This is a genomic window from Clostridium sp. CX1, assembly GCF_025398335.1.
Lineage (GTDB): Bacteria > Bacillota > Clostridia > Clostridiales > Clostridiaceae > Clostridium_AM > Clostridium_AM tanneri.
In genome coordinates this window covers 124,471-143,555 of record NZ_JAODOO010000011.1, presented here as the reverse complement: position 1 = coordinate 143,555, position 19,085 = coordinate 124,471, and the positions used below count along the sequence as shown (strand labels likewise).

Here is a 19,085-nt window from a genome sequence, read left to right as displayed (position 1 = left end):
ATTGAATAAAAGATTTGGACTAGGAAAAGGTCTGGGAGCTTTAATACCTGATGAAAGACTAGAGGAAAATGCAGTTGATGAAAATAGCGGAGTAAGTGTTATTAATATAAATTTAATAAAGGCAAATGGAGACCAGCCCAGAAAAAGTTTCGATGAAGAAAAAATACTTCAGCTGTCTGAATCAATAAAAGAACATGGGATAATACAACCTATTATCTTGAAAAAAGGAAGTAACACTTACACTATAGTTGCTGGAGAAAGAAGATGGAGAGCTGCTAAAATTGCAGGAATTAAAGAAGTTCCAGCAATAATAATGGATCTATCAGATAAAGAAATACTTGAAATATCATTAATTGAAAATATCCAAAGGCAAGATTTGAATCCAATTGAAGAAGCAATTGCTTTTAGAAAACTAATTGAAGATTTTAACTTAACACAGGAGCAATTAAGTAATAGAATTGGTAAGTCAAGAACAGCAATAACTAACTGTTTAAGATTACTTAATTTGGATAACAGAGTCCAGGATTATTTAATAGATGGGGTAATAACAGAAGGTCATGGAAGAACTCTTTTAGCTATAGAAGATCAAGAAAAGCAGTATAAATTAGCTCAAACTATTATAGATGAAGGGTTAAGTGTACGAGAAACAGAAAGGCTTATAAAGAGTATAAACTCAGATAAAGAGAAGAAAAAAACAAAAACTAAGGAAGAAAACCCATATTATTTAGATATAAGGGATAGGTTGGAGAGTTTATTTGGAACAAAAGTAAAATTAGAAGATAAAAAAAGCAAGGGAAGAATTGAGATAGAATATTATTCAGAAGAAGACCTTCAAAGAATATTGGATATTTTACATATATAAAATTTAAGGTTTAATTATTTATATTGCAGTTTTTGTTTCACGTGAAACATTAATGGAAGGAGAAAACTTATGGAAATCATCATGAAGGTACTAGAAAATTTTGAAGGTTATATTATACTTGGGTTAACTATAAGCATAATAATATTGCTGATTATTCTTATCACTACATTAAAGTCTTTGAATAGACTTGAAAACAAATATAGAAAATTTATGAGAGGCGTAGATAATAAAAACCTAGAGGAATTAGTTACTGGATATCTAGATAAGATTGATAAGTCAGGAGAGGAAGTTGAACATATAAGAAAATTATATGAAAGCTTAAATTCAAGATTAAAGTCTTGTTTGCAAAAAGTTTCAGTAGTAAGATATAGAGCATTCGAAGATGTAGGCAGCGATTTGAGTTTCTCAATTGCTTTACTTGATGAAAATAATGATGGAGTTATTATTACGGGGATATATGGAAGAAATGAAAGTACAACTTATGCTAAACCTGTAGATAGGGGAATATCTAGATATGACTTATCTGAAGAAGAGAAGCAAGTTTTACAAGATTGTGTGACTAGAGTTTTAAGTTAATTAGATATGTAAGAATAAAAAACCTCCTTTGTGGGAATATTATCCCACAAAGGAGGTTTTTTTATGAAAATATATGTTTCCGATGATTTATGCTATATAAAAGAGCAATTAAAAAATAGAGGATATAGTGTTACTAATGAAAGTAGCAATATTATATGTGATGCAATAATATGCAACCTAAAAAGTGGCGGATTAACAAATATAAATATTAACAATAGTATAAAAAGAGAAGGAACCTTGATTATTGACTCTGGAAGTAAGAGTGTTGAAGAAATAGAGTACATACTTAATAATAGGACTTATAGCAATTTGTTATGATATCTAACTTTACTTTATGTAATTCATCTTTATTAGGCTTCAATATTTTCTGCTAATTTATTTTCGATAATACTAGTAGATTTTCTGCCTCCTATAGTTTTAATGATAGAATGATACAAGCCTTTAGCAATCGTTTCAGCTAGTTCCATTACTGTAAATAATCTTGTGTTTTGGAGAACCATAAATTCCATAGCACCAGATATGTTTACAATACCAGTTATACTTAAATCTCCAACCTTAGGTAAATCCTTATTCATAGCAGAGCCAGGAGATAGGGGTTTTCCTTCAACAATAATTTTTCCTACATTTTGCAGACTACCTAAACAGGCATCAATTGCTATAATAAATGGATTAATATGTTTTGTTTTAATTTCATCTAGGACTTGGGAGAGGTTCTTAGCGTGAACAGGATTTTCTAGATTACCATATAAGTAAATCTTATCTCTTATTAGAAATTTTAGTTTATCACCTACTAATGGACCTAAACTATCACCGGTAGATCTATCAGTGCCAATACACAGTACTATAATAGGTCGTCCGGATTTTATAATAGGACATATTTCATTGCTCAGTGTATCTCTTAGTAAAAAAATTGATTTTTTAGATGATGGATCTATTATTAATTTATTCAACATAAAACATAACCTCCTATATTATGAATTTTAACCATATAGAGGCTATTTATACACTAATTATAAGGGTGTAAATAAAAAATATAAACATGTAGGATAGATTTAAAAAGCACCATAGCGCTTCTTTTGTATATTTGAAGCGTTATAGTGCTTTAATTATAGTATATCTACTTTCTTTAATATGTTATAGAATACAACTAGAAACATACAGAAAAATATACCTGACAGACCATTAGCTTTAAGACCTATAAACAGGGCAGCTAAAGCAGCAACTGGATGAATTCCTAGTGAAGATGATACAATTTTTGGTTCTATTACTTGTCTTATAACTGATACTAGTATGTAGGAAATTATAATTCCAAATGCAGTAACATAACTTTTAATGAAGAAAAAGTAAATAACTGCAAGAGGTATATAAACAGCACCTATTCCGAGTATAGGCAAGATATCAGCAATAGCACAAATAATACTTAGTATAACTGCATATTTCACTTTAAAAATGGAAAATACAATTAAAGTTTCTATAAAGGTAATTCCTATTATGAGAAGGTAAGACAAAAGATAGTTACCGAGCATTCTTTTCGTTTCTGAATAAATATAAGGTATTTTACTAGATTTATTATTTTTTACTATGTCTAAAAGTTTATTTTCAGAAGAAGTCATATCCTTTGTAAAAAAGTATGTTGTAAGCAGTGTAAATAGTATAACCATTAGTATATATGGAATCGCAGCCAAGATACCTATTAATGTAGTTACAATTTTACCAGTTACTTGTACTGTAATATTGGATAATCTGGTAATGGAGCTAGAAAAAGTTTTTTCTATAGTACTAACAATGTATGGATCAAGGTTTATAAAATATTTTCTAACCTTATCTAAGTATCCGTATATATCATTAGAATTTTTTGAAACATACAACTGAGTATTTTTACCCAGTTGTATAGCTTCTTGAGTTATTGTTGTTATTCCTAAAGATAAAAGTAATATTATAATTGTAAAGAAGGTAAAGGTTGTTATAAGCGAAGCAATAGAGGGCTTAACCTTGAATCTTTTACAAATAAATTCAGTAGGCTTTTTTATAATTAAGGCACATATTAAAGCTAGTACAAAAGGAAGAGTATAATTCAATGTGCTAAAGAAACCTAAAAAGACTAATGTGTATACTAAAAAGAACAAAAATAATCTATCAATTTTATCTATAAGGCAGTGCATTAAACGTAATCACATCCTTTTTAGAATAGAGTTAACTGCATATAAAGCATAGTCTATATCCTTTTTATCATTAAATGGACCTATACTAAATCTCAATGTTCCAACAGGGAAAGTTCCAATAGTCTGATGTGCTAAAGGGGAACAGTGGAGACCAGTTCTTGCCATTATTCCGAACTCCCTATCTAGAATAAATCCTAATTCAGCATTATTAATTTTGCTTGAATTAATAGAAATTGTAGGTGTCCTTAAGGATGCATCTCTAAATCCATAAATTTCAACAGAATCTATACTAGAAAGTCCATCAATAAATTGTTGGCAAAGTTCCATTTCTCTCTCTTTTATGGCAGACACACCTTCATTCATTATATATTTAATTCCAGCAAGTAGACCAGAAATTCCAGGAGCATTTAATGTGCCGCTTTCAAATTTATCAGGAAGGAAATCTGGTTGAATAGTGCTTTGAGAAATACTACCAGTGCCTCCTTCGATGAATGGAGAAGCTTCTTTATTTAGGTCATCATCTATTAGGAAACCACCTATCCCCTGTGGACCTAGAAGACTTTTATGACCTGTAAAAGCTAGAGCATTGCAATTAAGTTTTGAAAAATCTACAGGGATAGCACCAGCACTTTGGGCTGAGTCTATTACAAAATATATATTGTGAGCTTTGCATATTTTTCCTATCTCTTCTAGAGGTTGAATTGTACCTATTACATTTGAAGCGTGATTTAATACTACTAATTTTGTATTTGGTTTTATAGCTTTTTTAAATTCATCAACATTTATTAGACCATCCTTTGAACACTGAAGTATGTCAACTTCTATATTCTTTGTTTCCTTAAGTGAAAAAAGAGGTCGTATAACTGAATTATGTTCTACAGATGAAGTAATTATATGCCATCCATCTTTCACTATACTCTTTAATATTATATTTAAAGATTGAGTTATATTAGATGTAAAAATTACATTTTCTAGAGAATTAAAATTAAATAAACTCATTAAAGCTTCTCTGCAATTGAATATAATTCTGTCTCCTTCCAATGCATTAGCATAGCCACCTCTGCCAGGGTTTGCACCTATATTCTTCATGTAGTTGTAAACAGAGGTGTAAACTTCCTCTGGCTTTGGATAAGTAGTAGCAGAGTTATCTAAATAAACCTTCATAATTATTCCTCCTTAGTCAGTAATATATACTTAAGTAAAACCATGATAAATAGTTTACATAATATCAAGGTTTTAATTTTTTATTAAGTATTTAATGCAAGTAGCTTTATTAATATTATTTCTGTTATAATATAATATAATTATTCACATATAACAGTACACTTTTATTAATGTAATATATTGTTATAAATTTATATGCTATTAATTCAGCATATAATGTGTAAATATATATATAATTATAAACTAAACAGTCATAGTTGTACATGAACAAAAGGTAAATTTTAGGAAGGGGGAAGGTTCGGATACCCGAGCCTAGTTAAGATTATGGAGAATTACTACATTTTAACATTCCAAAACACTCTTGGTGCTATTAATGGAGAAAGCATTTTAAAAGAAAGAAACATAAAAATTGAGATTATGCCTACGCCAACGTCAATTACAAAGAGTTGTGGTATAAGTATAAAAGTTGGCACTGATTATATAGATCAGATTAAGGAATTAATCAAAGGAAGTAAGATAAATATAAAAAATATTTACCTTAAGGATAGTGGTGAATACAAGGTAATAGAACTATAGCAATTAAACTAAAGAAAATAAATATACATTAAAGATATTATATAAATTGCAATGATGCCTTATAGGTTTCATATTGTAGTAATCATATAACATTTTTCATGTTTAAATAAGATATTATGGAGGAATAGCATGATCAGCCTAGCTTCTTTGTTTAATTTTAATGTGGACAGTGACAGTATACAGGTTGGTAGTTATATCATAGAAAGACGAGATGTATACAATTCCTTATCCACTATAATTAAAATATTAATTATTTTAATTATTATGTATTCAGCTATTAAAATTGGAAATAAGCTCATAGAGAGATATGTTTCAAAACAGCAAAATTTTAGATTTTCTTTAGATGAGAAAAAGGCTAAAACCATTGGTGCTATTTTAAAAAGTGTACTAAGATATTCTGTTTACTTTATTGGTGTTTTAAGTGTAATTGAAACAGGATTTGGTAGAATTGGGCTAACCTTTGCTGGAATTGGTGGTGTAGCAATTGGTTTCGGTTCACAAAGTCTTGTAAAGGACATAATTAACGGTTTTTTTATATTATTCGAAGATCAATTTGCAGTAGGTGATTATATTCATATAGATGATAAAGGTGGAATAGTTGAGAGTTTAGAACTTAGGGTAACTAAAATAAGAGATTTTAATGGGGATTTACACATAATTCCTAATGGTTTGATAACAAAGGTGACAAATCATTCTAGAGGTAATATAAGAATACAGGTAGATATAGACATATCCTATGATGAGGATGTAGATAAAGCTATAGAGATTATTTCAAAGCTTTGCGATAGATTTAAGAATGAAAATGAAAATGTTGAGGAAGGACCGTCAGTTTTAGGAGTACAAGGTTTTAAAGAAGGCGGGGTTACCATTAGAATTGCTGGTAAGGCAAAACCAATGACTCAATGGGATACAGAAATGAAACTTAGAAAAGAGATTAGAGAGACTTTAAAAAGTGAGAATATAAATATACATTATCCAAAGGTGAAATTCGTAAAGGAGTGATGGGTCGTGTTAAATACCTTTTATCTCGGAGATGTAGTTGAGATGAAAAAGGAACATCCCTGTGGAAGTAAAAATTGGGAAATTATAAGACTTGGTGCAGATATAAAGATAAAGTGCTGTGGCTGCAATAGAATAGTTATGTTACCGAGAAGTAAATTCCAAAAAGACGTAAAAAAAATCGTGAAACAAAATATTCCTCAATAAAAATATTGATTTCTTTTCCAAAAAGTGATAAAATACAGAGATGTAGTCCCTGCTGTGTAAAACACAGCCGTTAGTCCAAGGGGAGGAGGTGAATCTAATGAGAAAATATGAAACTATATTCATATTACACCCATCATTAGACGAGGAGGCTTTTAAAGCTAACGTTGAAAAGTTTAAGGGCGTAATAGAAAATGGTGGAGGAGTAATAGAAAACGTTGATGTTTGGGGTAAGAGAAAGCTTGCTTACGAAATAAACAAAATCAATGAAGGTTATTACACTCTAGTAAATTTCTCTGCTAATCCTGAATTACCAAAAGAGTTAGACAGAGTATTCAGAATATCAGATGCTGTTGTAAGACACATAATAGTTAAGAATGAACAATAGGTGGTGTTTTAATTGAATAAGGTTGTTTTAATTGGAAGATTAACCAAGGATCCTGAGTTAAAATTTACTCCAGGAACTGGAGCAGCTGTTGCCACCTTTACTATTGCCGTTGATAGAAGATTCTCTAAAGACGGACAAAGAGAAGCCGACTTTATTCCTATAGTAGTATGGGGAAAGCAGGCAGAATCTACAGCTAATTATATGAGTAAAGGAAAGCTTATAGGTATTAGTGGTAGAATTCAAACAAGAAGTTATGATGCCAAAGACGGTACTAAAAGATACGTTACTGAAGTTATTGCAGAGGAGGTCCAATTCCTTGAATGGGGAAATGGAAATAGACCTGCAGGATCATCTTTTAACGTAAATAATTCTGATGAATTTGGAAGAACTCAAGGTTTTAACGAAGAAGCATATGGACAGGATATAACTCCGGTAGATGATGGAGATATCCCATTCTAATAAGGTAAGGAGGGAAAAGCATGGCAAATAGAGAAGGCGGAAGAAGAAACTCAGCAAAAATGAGAAGAGCAAAAAGAAAAGTTTGTGCTTTCTGTATGGATAAAGCTGAATTTATAGATTATAAAGATATAAATAAATTAAGAAAATATGTTACTGAAAAAGGAAAGATACTTCCAAGAAGAATTTCTGGTAACTGTGCTAAGCATCAAAGATCACTTACTGATGCAATAAAAAGAGCTAGAAACATAGCTTTACTACCATTCACAACAGAGTAAATTATAAGTACTGTAGATTTAATGTATTCTACAGTACTTTTTTTCTATGCTATTATATATTTAATTTTCATAGTTTGTGTAGTGATAGTTTAACAGCTATTTAAATTTATAAATATGACAATAAAGAATTAAAATTATGTTTGAAAAGAATAGATTAATGTCAATAATCAGAAATGAAAGGTTTTTTATGTTATGTTAAAGATCTCTTAGTGTATACACATTTACCAAAGTTACTAAATTATTTTATAATATACTTTAGTATTACATAGGAATTTATGTATAATAGGATTATACATAAATTGATGTATGGTTGTATAATCATATATTTTACAAAAATGTAATAATAAAATATAATTAGAAATTAAAAGGGGTTGTTTCGAATGAGGAGAGATGATTTTAACATAATGTATAATGTGAAAATGATAGAAGAGTTAAAAGCAGAACTTATCTGTTTAATTGGAGATTTTTTCAAACTACTAACAAGAGGAAGTAATGTAGCACAAGAATCTATACTAGATTGTATTTCCGGGGCAATAATGATTTTATATTTATTAGGTGATAGGCTTGGATACTCAAATGCAGCAGTAGATGAAAATATGAAGAAGAAATTAAGACTTGGAATATTAGAGGAAGATAAGATAGAAAGGGATGGAAAGGACTTAAGTAAACTATATAATCATCTCAAAGAAAGAGAATAACGGAGGTAGCAATGCAGAATAGAATTTATAATACTAGAGCAGTTATAGAAGCAGGATTAATATCAGCTCTTGTAGTAGTTATTATGTTATTAAATGTTTATGTACCTATTTTCTCAACACTAGGTACATTTATATTGCCAGTTCCTATAACAGTACTTTATATAAGACATAATCATAAGGTAACAATTGGAGCTGTTGTAGTAAGTGCAATACTTATAGGTATGCTCTATAACCCTTTATCAGCTTTAACATCTTCTATTTTATTTGGGGCAACGGGAGTAACCTTAGGGTATTGTATAAAGTCAAATAAAAAAGTTAGTACTACTATAGTATTATTAGCAGCTGTGTTAGCCATGGCTATAACTATAAACTTCACTATATATGCTAACTTTATAGACAAAACAGGCGTTATTGGTTTTATAAATAGAAACATCAAACTAATGCAGGAATCTTTTAGCATGAGTAAAGAGATATATAGCAAAATGGGAGTATCTAGTGAACAATTTGCACCGATAGAAAAGTCTTTTGAACTTATTACAACTGATTTTATTTTGAAGCTTATACCGGCTTTTCTAGTTATAGGATCATTTACTTTGGCGTATATTAATTACTTTATAACAAAATCAATATTAAAGAGATTAAAATATAACGTAAGAGAAGGAAATTCCTTTAGTACAATATATATTAATACAAGAATTGGGACTATAGTAGTTCTATTTTTAATAGTAGGATTACTACTTGGTAAGAGAAATATTGCTGCAGGTGAGTATATTACAAACTCATCACAAGTTATATTTCAACTAATGCTCTTATTAGATGGTGCATCTTTAGCTATATATTATTTTAGAAATAGGTTTAATATGTCAAAGGCAGTAATACTTTTAATATTAATTTTTACTGTTTCATCTCAGATTTCGATGATTTATGTATATGCTGGATTGGCTGATATGTTGTTTGACTTCAGAAAGCTTGACCCATATAGAAGAAAGCCTATAGAAGAGTAATTGGAGGCTTATTGAATGGATGATAAATACAATTATTTCATAACAAGTAATAAGATGTATATGATAATTATAGCTATTTTTATTGTTGTACTAATAATTTATGGTCATACAACTATAGGTATGGTATCTATAAGTTTATATGCATTACTTGTGGCTTATAATATAAGAAATACTAAGGTCAGAAAAAACGAATGGAAAAAATTTATAGAGGATTTTTCATCTAAGCTTGATAATGCTACAAGAACTACTCTTTTAAAATTACCATTTCCATTGATAATAGTAGGTGCCGAGGGTGATATACTTTGGTATAATCAAAACCTCTCATCAGTACTAAAAGGAGAAGATATATTAAATAAAAATATACGAGGCATGATAAAAGAATTTAACTTGAAGCAAGCATTAGAAGGTAAGGAAAACTTATTTAGATATGCTAGGGTTAAGGGAAGATATTATCATATATACACAAATGTGGTAGATACATATGAAGATCCTAAGGACAAAATAGTTCTTTTATATTTTTATGATGTTACAGATATGTTTCAGATAGTTGAGGCAATAGATGCAAATAAAGAAACAGTAATGCTTATAGAAGTTGATAACTTTGACGATGTTGTAAAGACTTTGGAAGAAGATAAAAGACCTTTAATAATTGCAGAAATAGAAAGAACTATAAGTATGTATGCCCAAAGTGTAAATGCCATGATTAGGAAATATGATGAAAATAAGTATATACTATCAATTCAAAATAAGTATATTGAAAAAGAGATGGAAAGAAAGTTTGATATACTAGATAATATAAGAGAAATAAATATGGGAAATACTTTGGCAGTGACTTTAAGTATAGGGGTAGGGAGAGGTGGAGAAACACCTTTAATAAATGAGAACTATGCTGTTTCAGCTAAGGAATTAGCACTTGGTAGAGGCGGAGACCAGGCAATTGTTAAGAATGGAGAAAAGCTTCTGTTTTATGGTGGAAAAACTAAGGAAGTGGAAAAAAGAACTAAAGTTAGAGCTAGAGTTATAGCCCATGCGTTAGTGGATTTAATAAATGAAAGTAACAGAGTTTTTATAATGGGGCACATAAATCCTGACATAGATTGCCTAGGAGCAGCTGTTGGACTTTATAGGGCAGTAAAATTGTTAGGGAAGGAAGGCTTTATAATATTTGATCCAACAAATAATAGTGTAAGGCCTATACTAGAAAAGATTAAAAATGAAGATGATTATGAGGGAGTATTTATAAATAGTAAAGAATGTATTGAGAATTCAGATGAAAATAGTATACTTATATTAGTAGACGTGCATAGTAGAGGATATGTCCAAAACATTAATGTAGTAGATAAATTTAAGAAAATAGTTATTGTAGATCATCATAGAAAGTCGGCAGATTTTATAGAAGGAGCTTTGTTAAGTTATATAGAACCATATGCATCTTCAACATCTGAATTAGTTACTGAAATGCTTCAGTACATGGTGGAAAAACCAAAGGTTAAGATTATAGAGGCAGAAGCACTTCTTGCAGGAATATTTGTTGATACTAAAAATTTCTGTTTTAAAACAGGAGTGAGAACTTTCGAAGCTGCTTCTTTCCTAAGAAGACTTGGAGCAGATACCATAGATGTGAAAAGGTTTTTTGCAGATGATTTAGAGAATTATTTGAAAAGATCTGAGATTATTAGGTCAGTAAAGGTATTTAATAACATTGCTATAGCAATATGTCCAGAGGAAATAGAAGATACTGTATTAGCTGCACAAGCGGCGGATGAGCTGCTAAATATTACAGGTATTCAAGCGTCTTTTGTTTTTGTTAAAATAAAAGAAGAAGTTTTTATTAGTGGAAGATCGCTTGGTGATGTAAATGTACAGCTTATACTTGAATCCTTAGGTGGAGGAGGGCATATGACTATGGCAGGGGCAAAACTCAAATATGTTACAGTAGATGAAGCTTTATTAAAGCTAAAGGATGCCATAGGCAAATATATCAGGGAAGGTGAAGAGTAAATGAAGGTTATATTATTAAAAGACGTAAAATCACTAGGAAAAAAAGGAGATATAGTAAATAGTTCAGATGGATATGCAAGAAATTATCTATTTCCAAGAGGACTTGCACAGGAAGCTACAGATTCAAATCTTCATATCTTAAATAATAAAAAGGAAGCAGAGAGAAGACAAAAGCTTGCTGAAATAGAAGCAGCTCAAAAACTTGCTGAAAGCTTAAAAGGAAAAGAAATAAAGCTTACTGTAAAGTCAGGTGAGAATGGAAGACTATTTGGTTCGATAACTGCTAAGGACATAGCAGACGAATTAAATAAGAAGCTTAATTTGAAGATTGATAAGAAAAAGATTGTAGTAGATACAATAAGACAACTGGGTAGTTATGATGTAGAGGTTAAATTATATCCTGAAATCTCCACAAAGGTTAAAGTGGTGATTGGAGAAAATTAAGGGGGAAACTGTGTGAAGTCACAATTTGTAGATGAGCTAGAACAAGAAATAATGAATACAATACCTATAGATACTCAAGTAAATGTTTTATATGAAATTCTGAATAAAGTAATAGATGAAGGAACTGTAAGAGCAAGGACAGTAAAGTTTAAATTGCAAGGCTATATAAAAAGTAAAGATATATTTAAAAGAATATATGCCTTAAATAAGATTATAAGTGATGGTAAGGGCCTAAAGTCAATCCCAGATGAGTCAAACGTATATGAAGCTTTAGAAGATACTAATATTTGGATTTCAGAACTTTTAGCTAAAAAATATGTTAAGAATAAAATAGAGACAGAAGTTGAAAAGAACATAATGGAAAAGCAAGATAGGTATATGGATGAAGTTAGGTTAAGTATTTTAAAGAAACAAAAGGGACCAGAAAATGCGAAAACCTTAAAGAAATATGCTGAATTAGAGGTTTTAGATTCTAAAAAGCTAAACAAAAGCATCCAAGGTCTTTTAAGACCAGAGTCTTTTTCTGAAATTGTTGGACAGGAAAGAGCAATAAAATCAATTTTATCAAAAATAGCTTCACCATATCCACAACATATAATATTATATGGACCTCCAGGAGTAGGAAAAACAACGGCAGCAAGACTTGCATTAGAAGAAATTAAGAAATTAAAACATACTCCCTTTAAGAAAGATGCTAAGTTTATAGAGGTTGATGGAACTACATTAAGATGGGATCCAAGAGAGATAACAAATCCATTATTAGGATCAGTACACGACCCAATATACCAAGGAACTAAAAGAGATTTAGCTGAAACAGGAGTTCCAGAACCAAAACTTGGACTTGTTACGGAAGCTCATGGAGGGGTTCTTTTTATTGATGAAATTGGTGAATTAGATGAAATGTTGCAAAATAAGTTATTAAAGGTGTTAGAAGATAAAAGAGTTGAGTTTTCATCTTCATATTACGATCCAGATGATGACAATACTCCAAAGTATATTAAGTATCTTTTTGAAAATGGAGCACCGGCAGATTTTATACTTATTGGTGCTACGACAAGAGAACCAAGTGAAATTAATCCAGCTTTAAGGTCAAGATGTACAGAAGTTTATTTTGAGCCCCTAACTTCAAAGGATATACAACAAATAGTAGAAAATGCAGCTGAAAAGCTTAATATAGAATTAGATAATGGAGTCTCAGAACTTATAAGTAGATATACTATAGAAGGAAGAAAAGCAGTTAATATTTTGTCAGATGTTTATGGTTATGTACTTTATAATAGAGATGGTTCAGTATTAGAAGATAAGATAAAAGTAACAATTGAAGATTTGAAACAAGTTATATCTATAGGTAGACTTGTTCCTTTTGAGGTAGTTAACACAGAGGCAAGATATGATGTTGGACATATATATGGATTAGGGGTAAGCGGATATATAGGTTCTACTTTAGAAATTGAGGCTGCAGTTTTTGAAGCAAAGGAAAAGGGAAGAGGCATAGTAAGATTTAACGATACTGCCGGAAGTATGGCAAAGGATTCAGTATTTAATGCTGCTTCTGTCATAAGAAAAATAACTAATAAAGATATAAGTGATTACGATATACATGTAAATATAGTTGGTGGGGGAAGAATTGATGGTCCTTCTGCTGGAGCAGCTATTACAGTATGTATTATAAGTGCTCTTTTAGATAAACCATTAAGACAAGATGTAGCTGTAACTGGTGAAATATCATTAAGAGGTAAAGTAAAGCCAGTTGGAGGTATATTCGAGAAGGTATATGGAGCAAGACGAAAGGGTATTAATTTAGTAATTATACCTGATGATAATTCAAAGGAAATCCCACAAGGGCTTGATGATATTGATGTTAAAGTAGTTAAGGACATAGAGGAGCTAATGGCATTGGTGTTTTAGAGTCATTACTAAGGAGAGAGAGAACGGATGGATACACCTCTTAGAAGTATGCCGCAGAGTATAGAGGCAGAACAAAGTGTAATAGGGTCAATGCTTGTAGACAAAACTTCCATAGCAGAAGCTATGGAAGTTTTACAAACTGAAGACTTTTATAAAGATGCACATAAAGTTATTTTTAGTGCAATATTAGATTTATATCAGAAAGACACAGCTGTAGATATAATAACCCTTACGGAAAATCTCAAATCTAAGGGTCAGTTGGAGTCGGCTGGGGGATTAACATATATAAGTGAACTAAGTGGATCAGTAGTTTCTACGGCAAATATTCATTCATATATAAATATAGTAAAAGATAAGGCCGTACTTAGAAAACTTATAAGGTCATCTACTAAAATAATAGAGGAAAGTTATAGTAGTCAAGATGATGTCTTAGGCGTTGTTGATTTAGCTGAGAAGGAAATATTTAATATTTCCAACAATAGAAGTACATCAGATTTTGAACCTATGAATGCTGTTCTTGAAAGAGGCTTTTTAGAAATAGAAAGATTATTTAACAATAAAGGACAAACGACAGGAGTTCCTTCTGGGTTCAGAGAACTTGATGCAAAAACTTCTGGTTTTCAAAAAGGAGATATGGTGCTAATTGCAGCAAGACCTTCAATGGGAAAAACAACTTTTGCTTTAAATATTGCAGAATATGCTGCTTTAAGAGAGGGAAAAAGCGTAGCAATTTTTTCCCTAGAAATGTCTAAGGAGCAGCTTGCATATAAATTATTATGCTCACAGGCCCATGTAGATATGCTAAAGCTTAGAACAGGTAACCTTGATGATAAAGACTGGGAGAATATAGCCAAAGCATCAGGGCCACTAGCTGCTGCTAAGATATTTATAGATGACACAGCAGGTATAACTGTAATGGAAATGAGATCTAAGTGTAGAAGATTAAAAATGGAGCATGGAATAGATTTAATACTTATTGACTATCTTCAGCTTATGTCAGGTGGTAAAGGCTCTGAAAGTAGACAACAAGAGGTATCAGAGATATCAAGATCTATTAAAGCTATAGCTAAGGAAATGCAGTGCCCTGTTGTTGCTTTATCTCAGTTATCTCGTGCTCCTGAGCAAAGAACTGATCATAGGCCAATGCTGTCAGACCTCAGAGAATCTGGGTCTATAGAGCAGGACGCAGACTTAGTTATGTTTTTGTATAGAGATGAATATTATAATAAGGAAACAGAAGAAAAGAATGTAGGAGAATGTATAATTGCAAAGCAAAGAAACGGTCCTACTGGTACAGTAAAACTAGCTTGGCTTGGCCAATTTAGTAAGTTTGGTAATCTTGATGTTATACACCAAGAATAATATAAATAAAAAACTTATATAATATTAGTATGAGTTTCTATAGTATGCTCCTATAGCTCAGTTGGTAGAGTAGCTGATTCGTAACCAGCGGGCCACAGGTTCAAGTCCTGCTAGGAGCATTACAAAAAATACCAAGGTTCTTATAACCTTGGTATTTTTATTTATAGTGATATAGAAATTTGTATGATTTTGTAATACACATAATGGAAAATTGATTATTATTTCTCATATATACAAAAATGTGTTGAATTTTTTTTCTCATATATTATAATTAAAAACAATAGGGTTAAAATATTTAATAATTTATTATTTATTTAAGATTCAGATAAATATTCTATCAGTAGTTAGGGGGAATAGGTTTGTTAAGCGAATCTAATGAAAATAATGGGGAATTGAATTTAAGTAATTATAATTTTAATTATGAGGATATATTTGAACTTTTACCATACCCTATTGCAATGTTAGATAGGGTAAATAATATTTGTAAGTTAAATGGTAGGGCAAAGGATACATTTGATATTTTAAGTTTAGAGGAAAATCTAGAAGATATTATGGTTAAGTTTTCTAGGCAGGAAAATAAAGAAAATTTAAGTTCAGAAAATGTTTTTGAGAAGAATATAACAACAAAAATAGGTATAAGACATTTTGAAATTAGGATTACCCCAATACTTGACACAAACAACTTACTACAGGGGAATATAATTATGCTGAATGATCTTACTGAAAGAAAGCTGTTAGAAGATAGACTGAGGAAAGAAAAGAATGATGCAGAAAGTAATAATTTGAATAGAAGTAAGTTTCTTATTAATGTTAGCCATGAAATAAGAACAGCTATTAGTGGAATAATCGGAATGACTGATTTAACACTAATGACAGCTTTAAATTCAGAACAGAAAGAAAATCTTAATTTAGTAAAGATGAGTAGTTCTAGATTACTCAACATTGTAAACAGCATAATGGAATTTTCGAAAATACAACTAGAAAAAGTAAAAATAGAGAATATTGAGTTTAATTTTAAAGACCTAATTACTGAGATTGTGAAAGTTAAAAGCCAAAAAGCCTTGGAGCATAAATTAGATTTTAAGTTTAGCCTAGATGATACTATTCCAGAAACGCTTACTGGCGATCCTGGTAAGATAAAACAAGTATTGGACAATCTTATCGACAATGCTATAGAATTTACAAAAGAGGGTATGGTATCCTTAGCTATTGAAAAGGAAGATTCTATTGGTGACAAAGTAAACTTGAAGATATCTGTAAAAGATACTGGAATAGGCATAGATAAAAAAGATATACCTAAAATATTTAAGAATATTGGTCAAATACACCAAAAGAATTATATTAAGAAAAATAAAGGAACAGGATTAGGGCTTTCTATTTGCAAAGGTCTTGTAGAATTGATGGGCGGAAAAATAGAGGTAAAAAGTAAGAAGGATGTAGGAACAACATTTACATTCAGCATAGCTTTAGTTAAGGGGAAGAGATTTAATTCAATAAATATTGTAGATAGAAATAGTGGAACTGGAAAGAAGAAAAGAAAATTAAGTATTTTAGTAGTTGAAGATGACAAGGCAAGCCAAATGGTTATGTATAATCTATTAAAAAAATACGGACATACATGTGATGTAGCAAACAATGGTCAAGAAGCCGTAGAAATGGCACAAAATAAGAAATATGATTTAGTGCTAATGGACATACAAATGCCAATAATGGATGGAATACAAGCCACAAAATTAATAAGAAAATCTGAAGAAAATAAGGATAAACATATTCCAATTATAGCGTTAACAGCTTATGCGCTAAAAGGAGATAGGGAAAAGCTTATTGATGCTGGAATGGATGATTATATATCTAAACCTTTTAATGTAGAGGAATTACTTAAGACTGTATACAATATGGTAAAAGATGATGGTAATAATAACATTTTAATTAGCAATACCAAAATTAATAATATAGATGGAAGCCCTTTATTATTATATCTTTTATAATAGTATGCTGCTTATAATATTAAAAAACAGCTAATAAGGAGAGATTGTACTATGATTGGAATTATTGATAGATTTGAAGGATACTTTGCTATTATAGAATTAGAAGATAAGAGTACAATTAGTATAGAAAGAAATAAGATCCCGGAAGAAGCAAAGGAAGGTTATGTATTAAATATTGATAAAACAATAACTATAAATCTAGAAGAAACAAAAAAAAGAACTAAATATATAAGTAATTTGACTGATGATATGTGGAAATAAATTATACCAGCTGGACTATGGAATCCAGCTGGATTTTATTTTAATTATAAGAAATTAGAAGCTTTAATATTTATATTATGGTCAAAAAACTAAACAAAGCATAGGAATTGCGAACTTTAAAATTGATTACTCATTAAATATTCGTATTTTTATTGACTATAATAGTTACTTTTGATACCATTAGAGAGTAAAGAATTCATTAAGAAATTTAAAATTTAATTTTATAGTAATAATTTAGCTGCTCGAATAGTATAATAAAATGTTCGCCTTTTATAACATTTGCATAGGAGGGTATTTATGAAATACGATATAATTATTGTTGGTGCAGGGGCTAGTGGAATTTTCACTGCCTATGAATTGGTAAAGGTAAATCCTAATATGAAAATATTAATGATTGAGAAAGGTCATAGTTTAGAAAAAAGAGTATGTCCTATAGATGGAAAAAAGATAAAGGCTTGCATACACTGTTCTGTATGTAACATCATGAATGGATACGGAGGGGCTGGAAGTTTATCTGATGGTAAATATAATATAACAAATAACTTTGGTGGAGAACTTTACAAGTATGTAGGAAAAGATGAAGCCATAAATCTAATGAATTATGTTGATGAAGTTCTATGTGAGATGGGTGGAGCAGAGGCTAAGCTTTATTCTACTGCTAATTCAGAACTAAAAAGTAAGGCTTTACAACATGATTTACATCTTTTGGATGCTAAGGTAAGGCATTTAGGCACAGACAGAAATTTAGTTATATTATCTAACATATATAAGTTTCTAAAAGACAAGGTGGAAATGTTATTTGACACAGAAGTTTTAGATATTGATAAGTCAGAAGAACAATTTTCAGTTATTACAAACAGAGAGACTTTTACTTCTGATAAATTAGTGTTAGCAACTGGTCGTTCAGGTTCTAAGTGGATTTCAAAAGTCTGTGATAAAATGGGAATAAGAACAGAAAGCAATAGAGTTGATATAGGAGTCCGTGTAGAATTACCAGCAGAAATTTTTGAGCATATAACTAAAGAGGTTTATGAGAGCAAAATTGTATATAAAACAAAAAAATATAATGATATGGTAAGAACATTCTGTATGAATCCTCATGGAGAGGTAGTAAATGAAAATACTAATGGTATAATAACTGTAAATGGACATAGTTATTCTGATCCAAAACTTCATACAGGAAATACAAACTTTGCACTTCTGGTATCTAATCATTTCACTGAGCCGTTTAGGGATAGCAATGAGTATGGAGAATCTATTGCGAGACTAAGTAATATGCTTGGTGGAGGCGTATTAGTTCAAAGGTTTGGAGACTTAGTAAATGGAAGAAGAACTAATGAACGTAGAATGGCTAAGAGTTTTACAATACCAACATTAAAAGCTACTCCAGGGGATTTAAGTCTTGTAATTCCTAAGAGACAGCTAGATGATATTATAGAAATGATATATGCCCTTAACAACATAGCCCCAGGCACAGCAAATGAAGATACACTATTATATGGAGTAGAAGTGAAGTTTTACAACTCAAAAGTAGAAGTTGATACAAACCTAGAGACAAGTGTTAAAGGATTATATGCATTAGGGGATGGGTCAGGAGTTACACATTCGCTATCACAAGCATCTGCAAGCGGAGTTTACTTAGCGAGAGTTCTTGCAAAAATCTAGAAAATACTATTAACATTAACTGATATAGGTTAAACTATATTTATATACTTACAATTAATAGTCTAATTGAAGTTTTAATCTATGTTACT

21 protein-coding genes and 1 tRNA gene are annotated in these 19,085 nt (G+C 30.5%); 19 read left to right on the top strand and 3 right to left on the bottom strand.

The window, feature by feature from the left end:
• Nucleotide 1 precedes the first annotated feature (1 nt).
• The 3 genes from N4T77_RS13485 to N4T77_RS13475 all read left to right on the top strand — a co-directional run bounded on the left by N4T77_RS13485 (nucleotide 2) and on the right by N4T77_RS13475 (nucleotide 1,756).
• Nucleotides 2–862, top strand: coding sequence for a ParB/RepB/Spo0J family partition protein (locus tag N4T77_RS13485; RefSeq protein ID WP_261672324.1), 861 nt, complete (start codon nucleotides 2–4; stop codon nucleotides 860–862).
• 69 nt (nucleotides 863–931) lie between these two features.
• Nucleotides 932–1,438, top strand: coding sequence for a DUF4446 family protein (locus N4T77_RS13480; protein ID WP_261672323.1), 507 nt, complete (start codon nucleotides 932–934; stop codon nucleotides 1,436–1,438).
• Nucleotides 1,439–1,501: 63 nt separating this feature from the next.
• Entirely contained in the window at nucleotides 1,502–1,756 is a 255-nt protein-coding gene (locus N4T77_RS13475) for a YkuS family protein (protein ID WP_261672322.1), read from the top strand.
• Between the two features lie 32 nt (nucleotides 1,757–1,788).
• Here N4T77_RS13475 and yyaC read toward each other — a convergent pair whose 3' ends face one another.
• From yyaC to N4T77_RS13460, 3 genes are all read right to left on the bottom strand, one after another.
• A complete protein-coding gene (yyaC, locus tag N4T77_RS13470; RefSeq protein ID WP_261672321.1) occupies nucleotides 1,789–2,391 on the bottom strand; it encodes a spore protease YyaC in 603 nt (200 codons plus the stop codon).
• A gap of 153 nt (nucleotides 2,392–2,544) precedes the next feature.
• Nucleotides 2,545–3,600 (bottom strand): sporulation integral membrane protein YtvI, encoded by a 1,056-nt coding sequence (gene ytvI / locus N4T77_RS13465; protein WP_261672320.1) that lies wholly within the window; start codon nucleotides 3,598–3,600, stop codon nucleotides 2,545–2,547.
• Between the two features lie 9 nt (nucleotides 3,601–3,609).
• Complete coding sequence (locus N4T77_RS13460) at nucleotides 3,610–4,764, bottom strand: aminotransferase class V-fold PLP-dependent enzyme (protein WP_261672319.1); 1,155 nt, start codon at nucleotides 4,762–4,764, stop codon at nucleotides 3,610–3,612.
• A 324-nt stretch (nucleotides 4,765–5,088) separates the two neighbouring features.
• Between N4T77_RS13460 and N4T77_RS13455 the strand changes: the two genes are divergently transcribed.
• From N4T77_RS13455 to N4T77_RS13380, 16 genes are all read left to right on the top strand, one after another.
• Nucleotides 5,089–5,340: a DUF3343 domain-containing protein gene (locus N4T77_RS13455; RefSeq protein WP_261672318.1), complete on the top strand. Its 252-nt coding sequence runs from the start codon at nucleotides 5,089–5,091 to the stop codon at nucleotides 5,338–5,340.
• A gap of 129 nt (nucleotides 5,341–5,469) precedes the next feature.
• A complete protein-coding gene (locus N4T77_RS13450) occupies nucleotides 5,470–6,342 on the top strand; it encodes a mechanosensitive ion channel family protein (RefSeq protein WP_261672317.1) in 873 nt (290 codons plus the stop codon).
• 6 nt (nucleotides 6,343–6,348) lie between these two features.
• Nucleotides 6,349–6,546: a DUF951 domain-containing protein gene (locus N4T77_RS13445; protein WP_261672316.1), complete on the top strand. Its 198-nt coding sequence runs from the start codon at nucleotides 6,349–6,351 to the stop codon at nucleotides 6,544–6,546.
• Between the two features lie 97 nt (nucleotides 6,547–6,643).
• Nucleotides 6,644–6,931 (top strand): 30S ribosomal protein S6, encoded by a 288-nt coding sequence (rpsF, locus tag N4T77_RS13440; RefSeq protein WP_261672315.1) that lies wholly within the window; start codon nucleotides 6,644–6,646, stop codon nucleotides 6,929–6,931.
• Between the two features lie 12 nt (nucleotides 6,932–6,943).
• Nucleotides 6,944–7,390, top strand: coding sequence for a single-stranded DNA-binding protein (locus N4T77_RS13435; RefSeq protein ID WP_261672314.1), 447 nt, complete (start codon nucleotides 6,944–6,946; stop codon nucleotides 7,388–7,390).
• 20 nt (nucleotides 7,391–7,410) lie between these two features.
• Nucleotides 7,411–7,665 carry a 30S ribosomal protein S18 gene (gene rpsR / locus N4T77_RS13430; protein WP_261672313.1) on the top strand — a complete coding sequence of 85 codons (255 nt, stop codon included), beginning with the start codon at nucleotides 7,411–7,413 and terminating at the stop codon, nucleotides 7,663–7,665.
• Between the two features lie 380 nt (nucleotides 7,666–8,045).
• Nucleotides 8,046–8,363: a MazG-like family protein gene (locus tag N4T77_RS13425; RefSeq protein WP_261672312.1), complete on the top strand. Its 318-nt coding sequence runs from the start codon at nucleotides 8,046–8,048 to the stop codon at nucleotides 8,361–8,363.
• 11 nt (nucleotides 8,364–8,374) lie between these two features.
• Nucleotides 8,375–9,367 carry a YybS family protein gene (locus N4T77_RS13420; RefSeq protein ID WP_261672311.1) on the top strand — a complete coding sequence of 331 codons (993 nt, stop codon included), beginning with the start codon at nucleotides 8,375–8,377 and terminating at the stop codon, nucleotides 9,365–9,367.
• Between the two features lie 15 nt (nucleotides 9,368–9,382).
• On the top strand, nucleotides 9,383–11,368 hold the full coding sequence (locus tag N4T77_RS13415; RefSeq protein ID WP_261672310.1) for a DHH family phosphoesterase: 1,986 nt from the start codon (nucleotides 9,383–9,385) through the stop codon (nucleotides 11,366–11,368).
• Nucleotides 11,369–11,812 carry a 50S ribosomal protein L9 gene (gene rplI / locus N4T77_RS13410; protein WP_261672309.1) on the top strand — a complete coding sequence of 148 codons (444 nt, stop codon included), beginning with the start codon at nucleotides 11,369–11,371 and terminating at the stop codon, nucleotides 11,810–11,812. It begins immediately after the preceding gene.
• Nucleotides 11,813–11,863: 51 nt separating this feature from the next.
• Nucleotides 11,864–13,720, top strand: coding sequence for a Lon family ATP-dependent protease (gene lonC, locus N4T77_RS13405; RefSeq protein WP_396125129.1), 1,857 nt, complete (start codon nucleotides 11,864–11,866; stop codon nucleotides 13,718–13,720).
• A 27-nt stretch (nucleotides 13,721–13,747) separates the two neighbouring features.
• On the top strand, nucleotides 13,748–15,082 hold the full coding sequence (locus tag N4T77_RS13400) for a replicative DNA helicase (RefSeq protein ID WP_261672307.1): 1,335 nt from the start codon (nucleotides 13,748–13,750) through the stop codon (nucleotides 15,080–15,082).
• A gap of 46 nt (nucleotides 15,083–15,128) precedes the next feature.
• Nucleotides 15,129–15,201: transfer RNA gene (locus N4T77_RS13395), tRNA-Thr, on the top strand.
• 240 nt (nucleotides 15,202–15,441) lie between these two features.
• The gene (locus N4T77_RS13390; RefSeq protein WP_261672306.1) at nucleotides 15,442–17,070 is read left to right on the top strand and encodes a response regulator; all 1,629 of its coding nucleotides are present in this window, start codon (nucleotides 15,442–15,444) and stop codon (nucleotides 17,068–17,070) included.
• A 51-nt stretch (nucleotides 17,071–17,121) separates the two neighbouring features.
• The gene (locus N4T77_RS13385; protein ID WP_261672305.1) at nucleotides 17,122–17,331 is read left to right on the top strand and encodes a DUF3006 domain-containing protein; all 210 of its coding nucleotides are present in this window, start codon (nucleotides 17,122–17,124) and stop codon (nucleotides 17,329–17,331) included.
• Between the two features lie 297 nt (nucleotides 17,332–17,628).
• Complete coding sequence (locus N4T77_RS13380) at nucleotides 17,629–18,996, top strand: NAD(P)/FAD-dependent oxidoreductase (protein ID WP_261672304.1); 1,368 nt, start codon at nucleotides 17,629–17,631, stop codon at nucleotides 18,994–18,996.
• Nucleotides 18,997–19,085 lie beyond the last annotated feature (89 nt).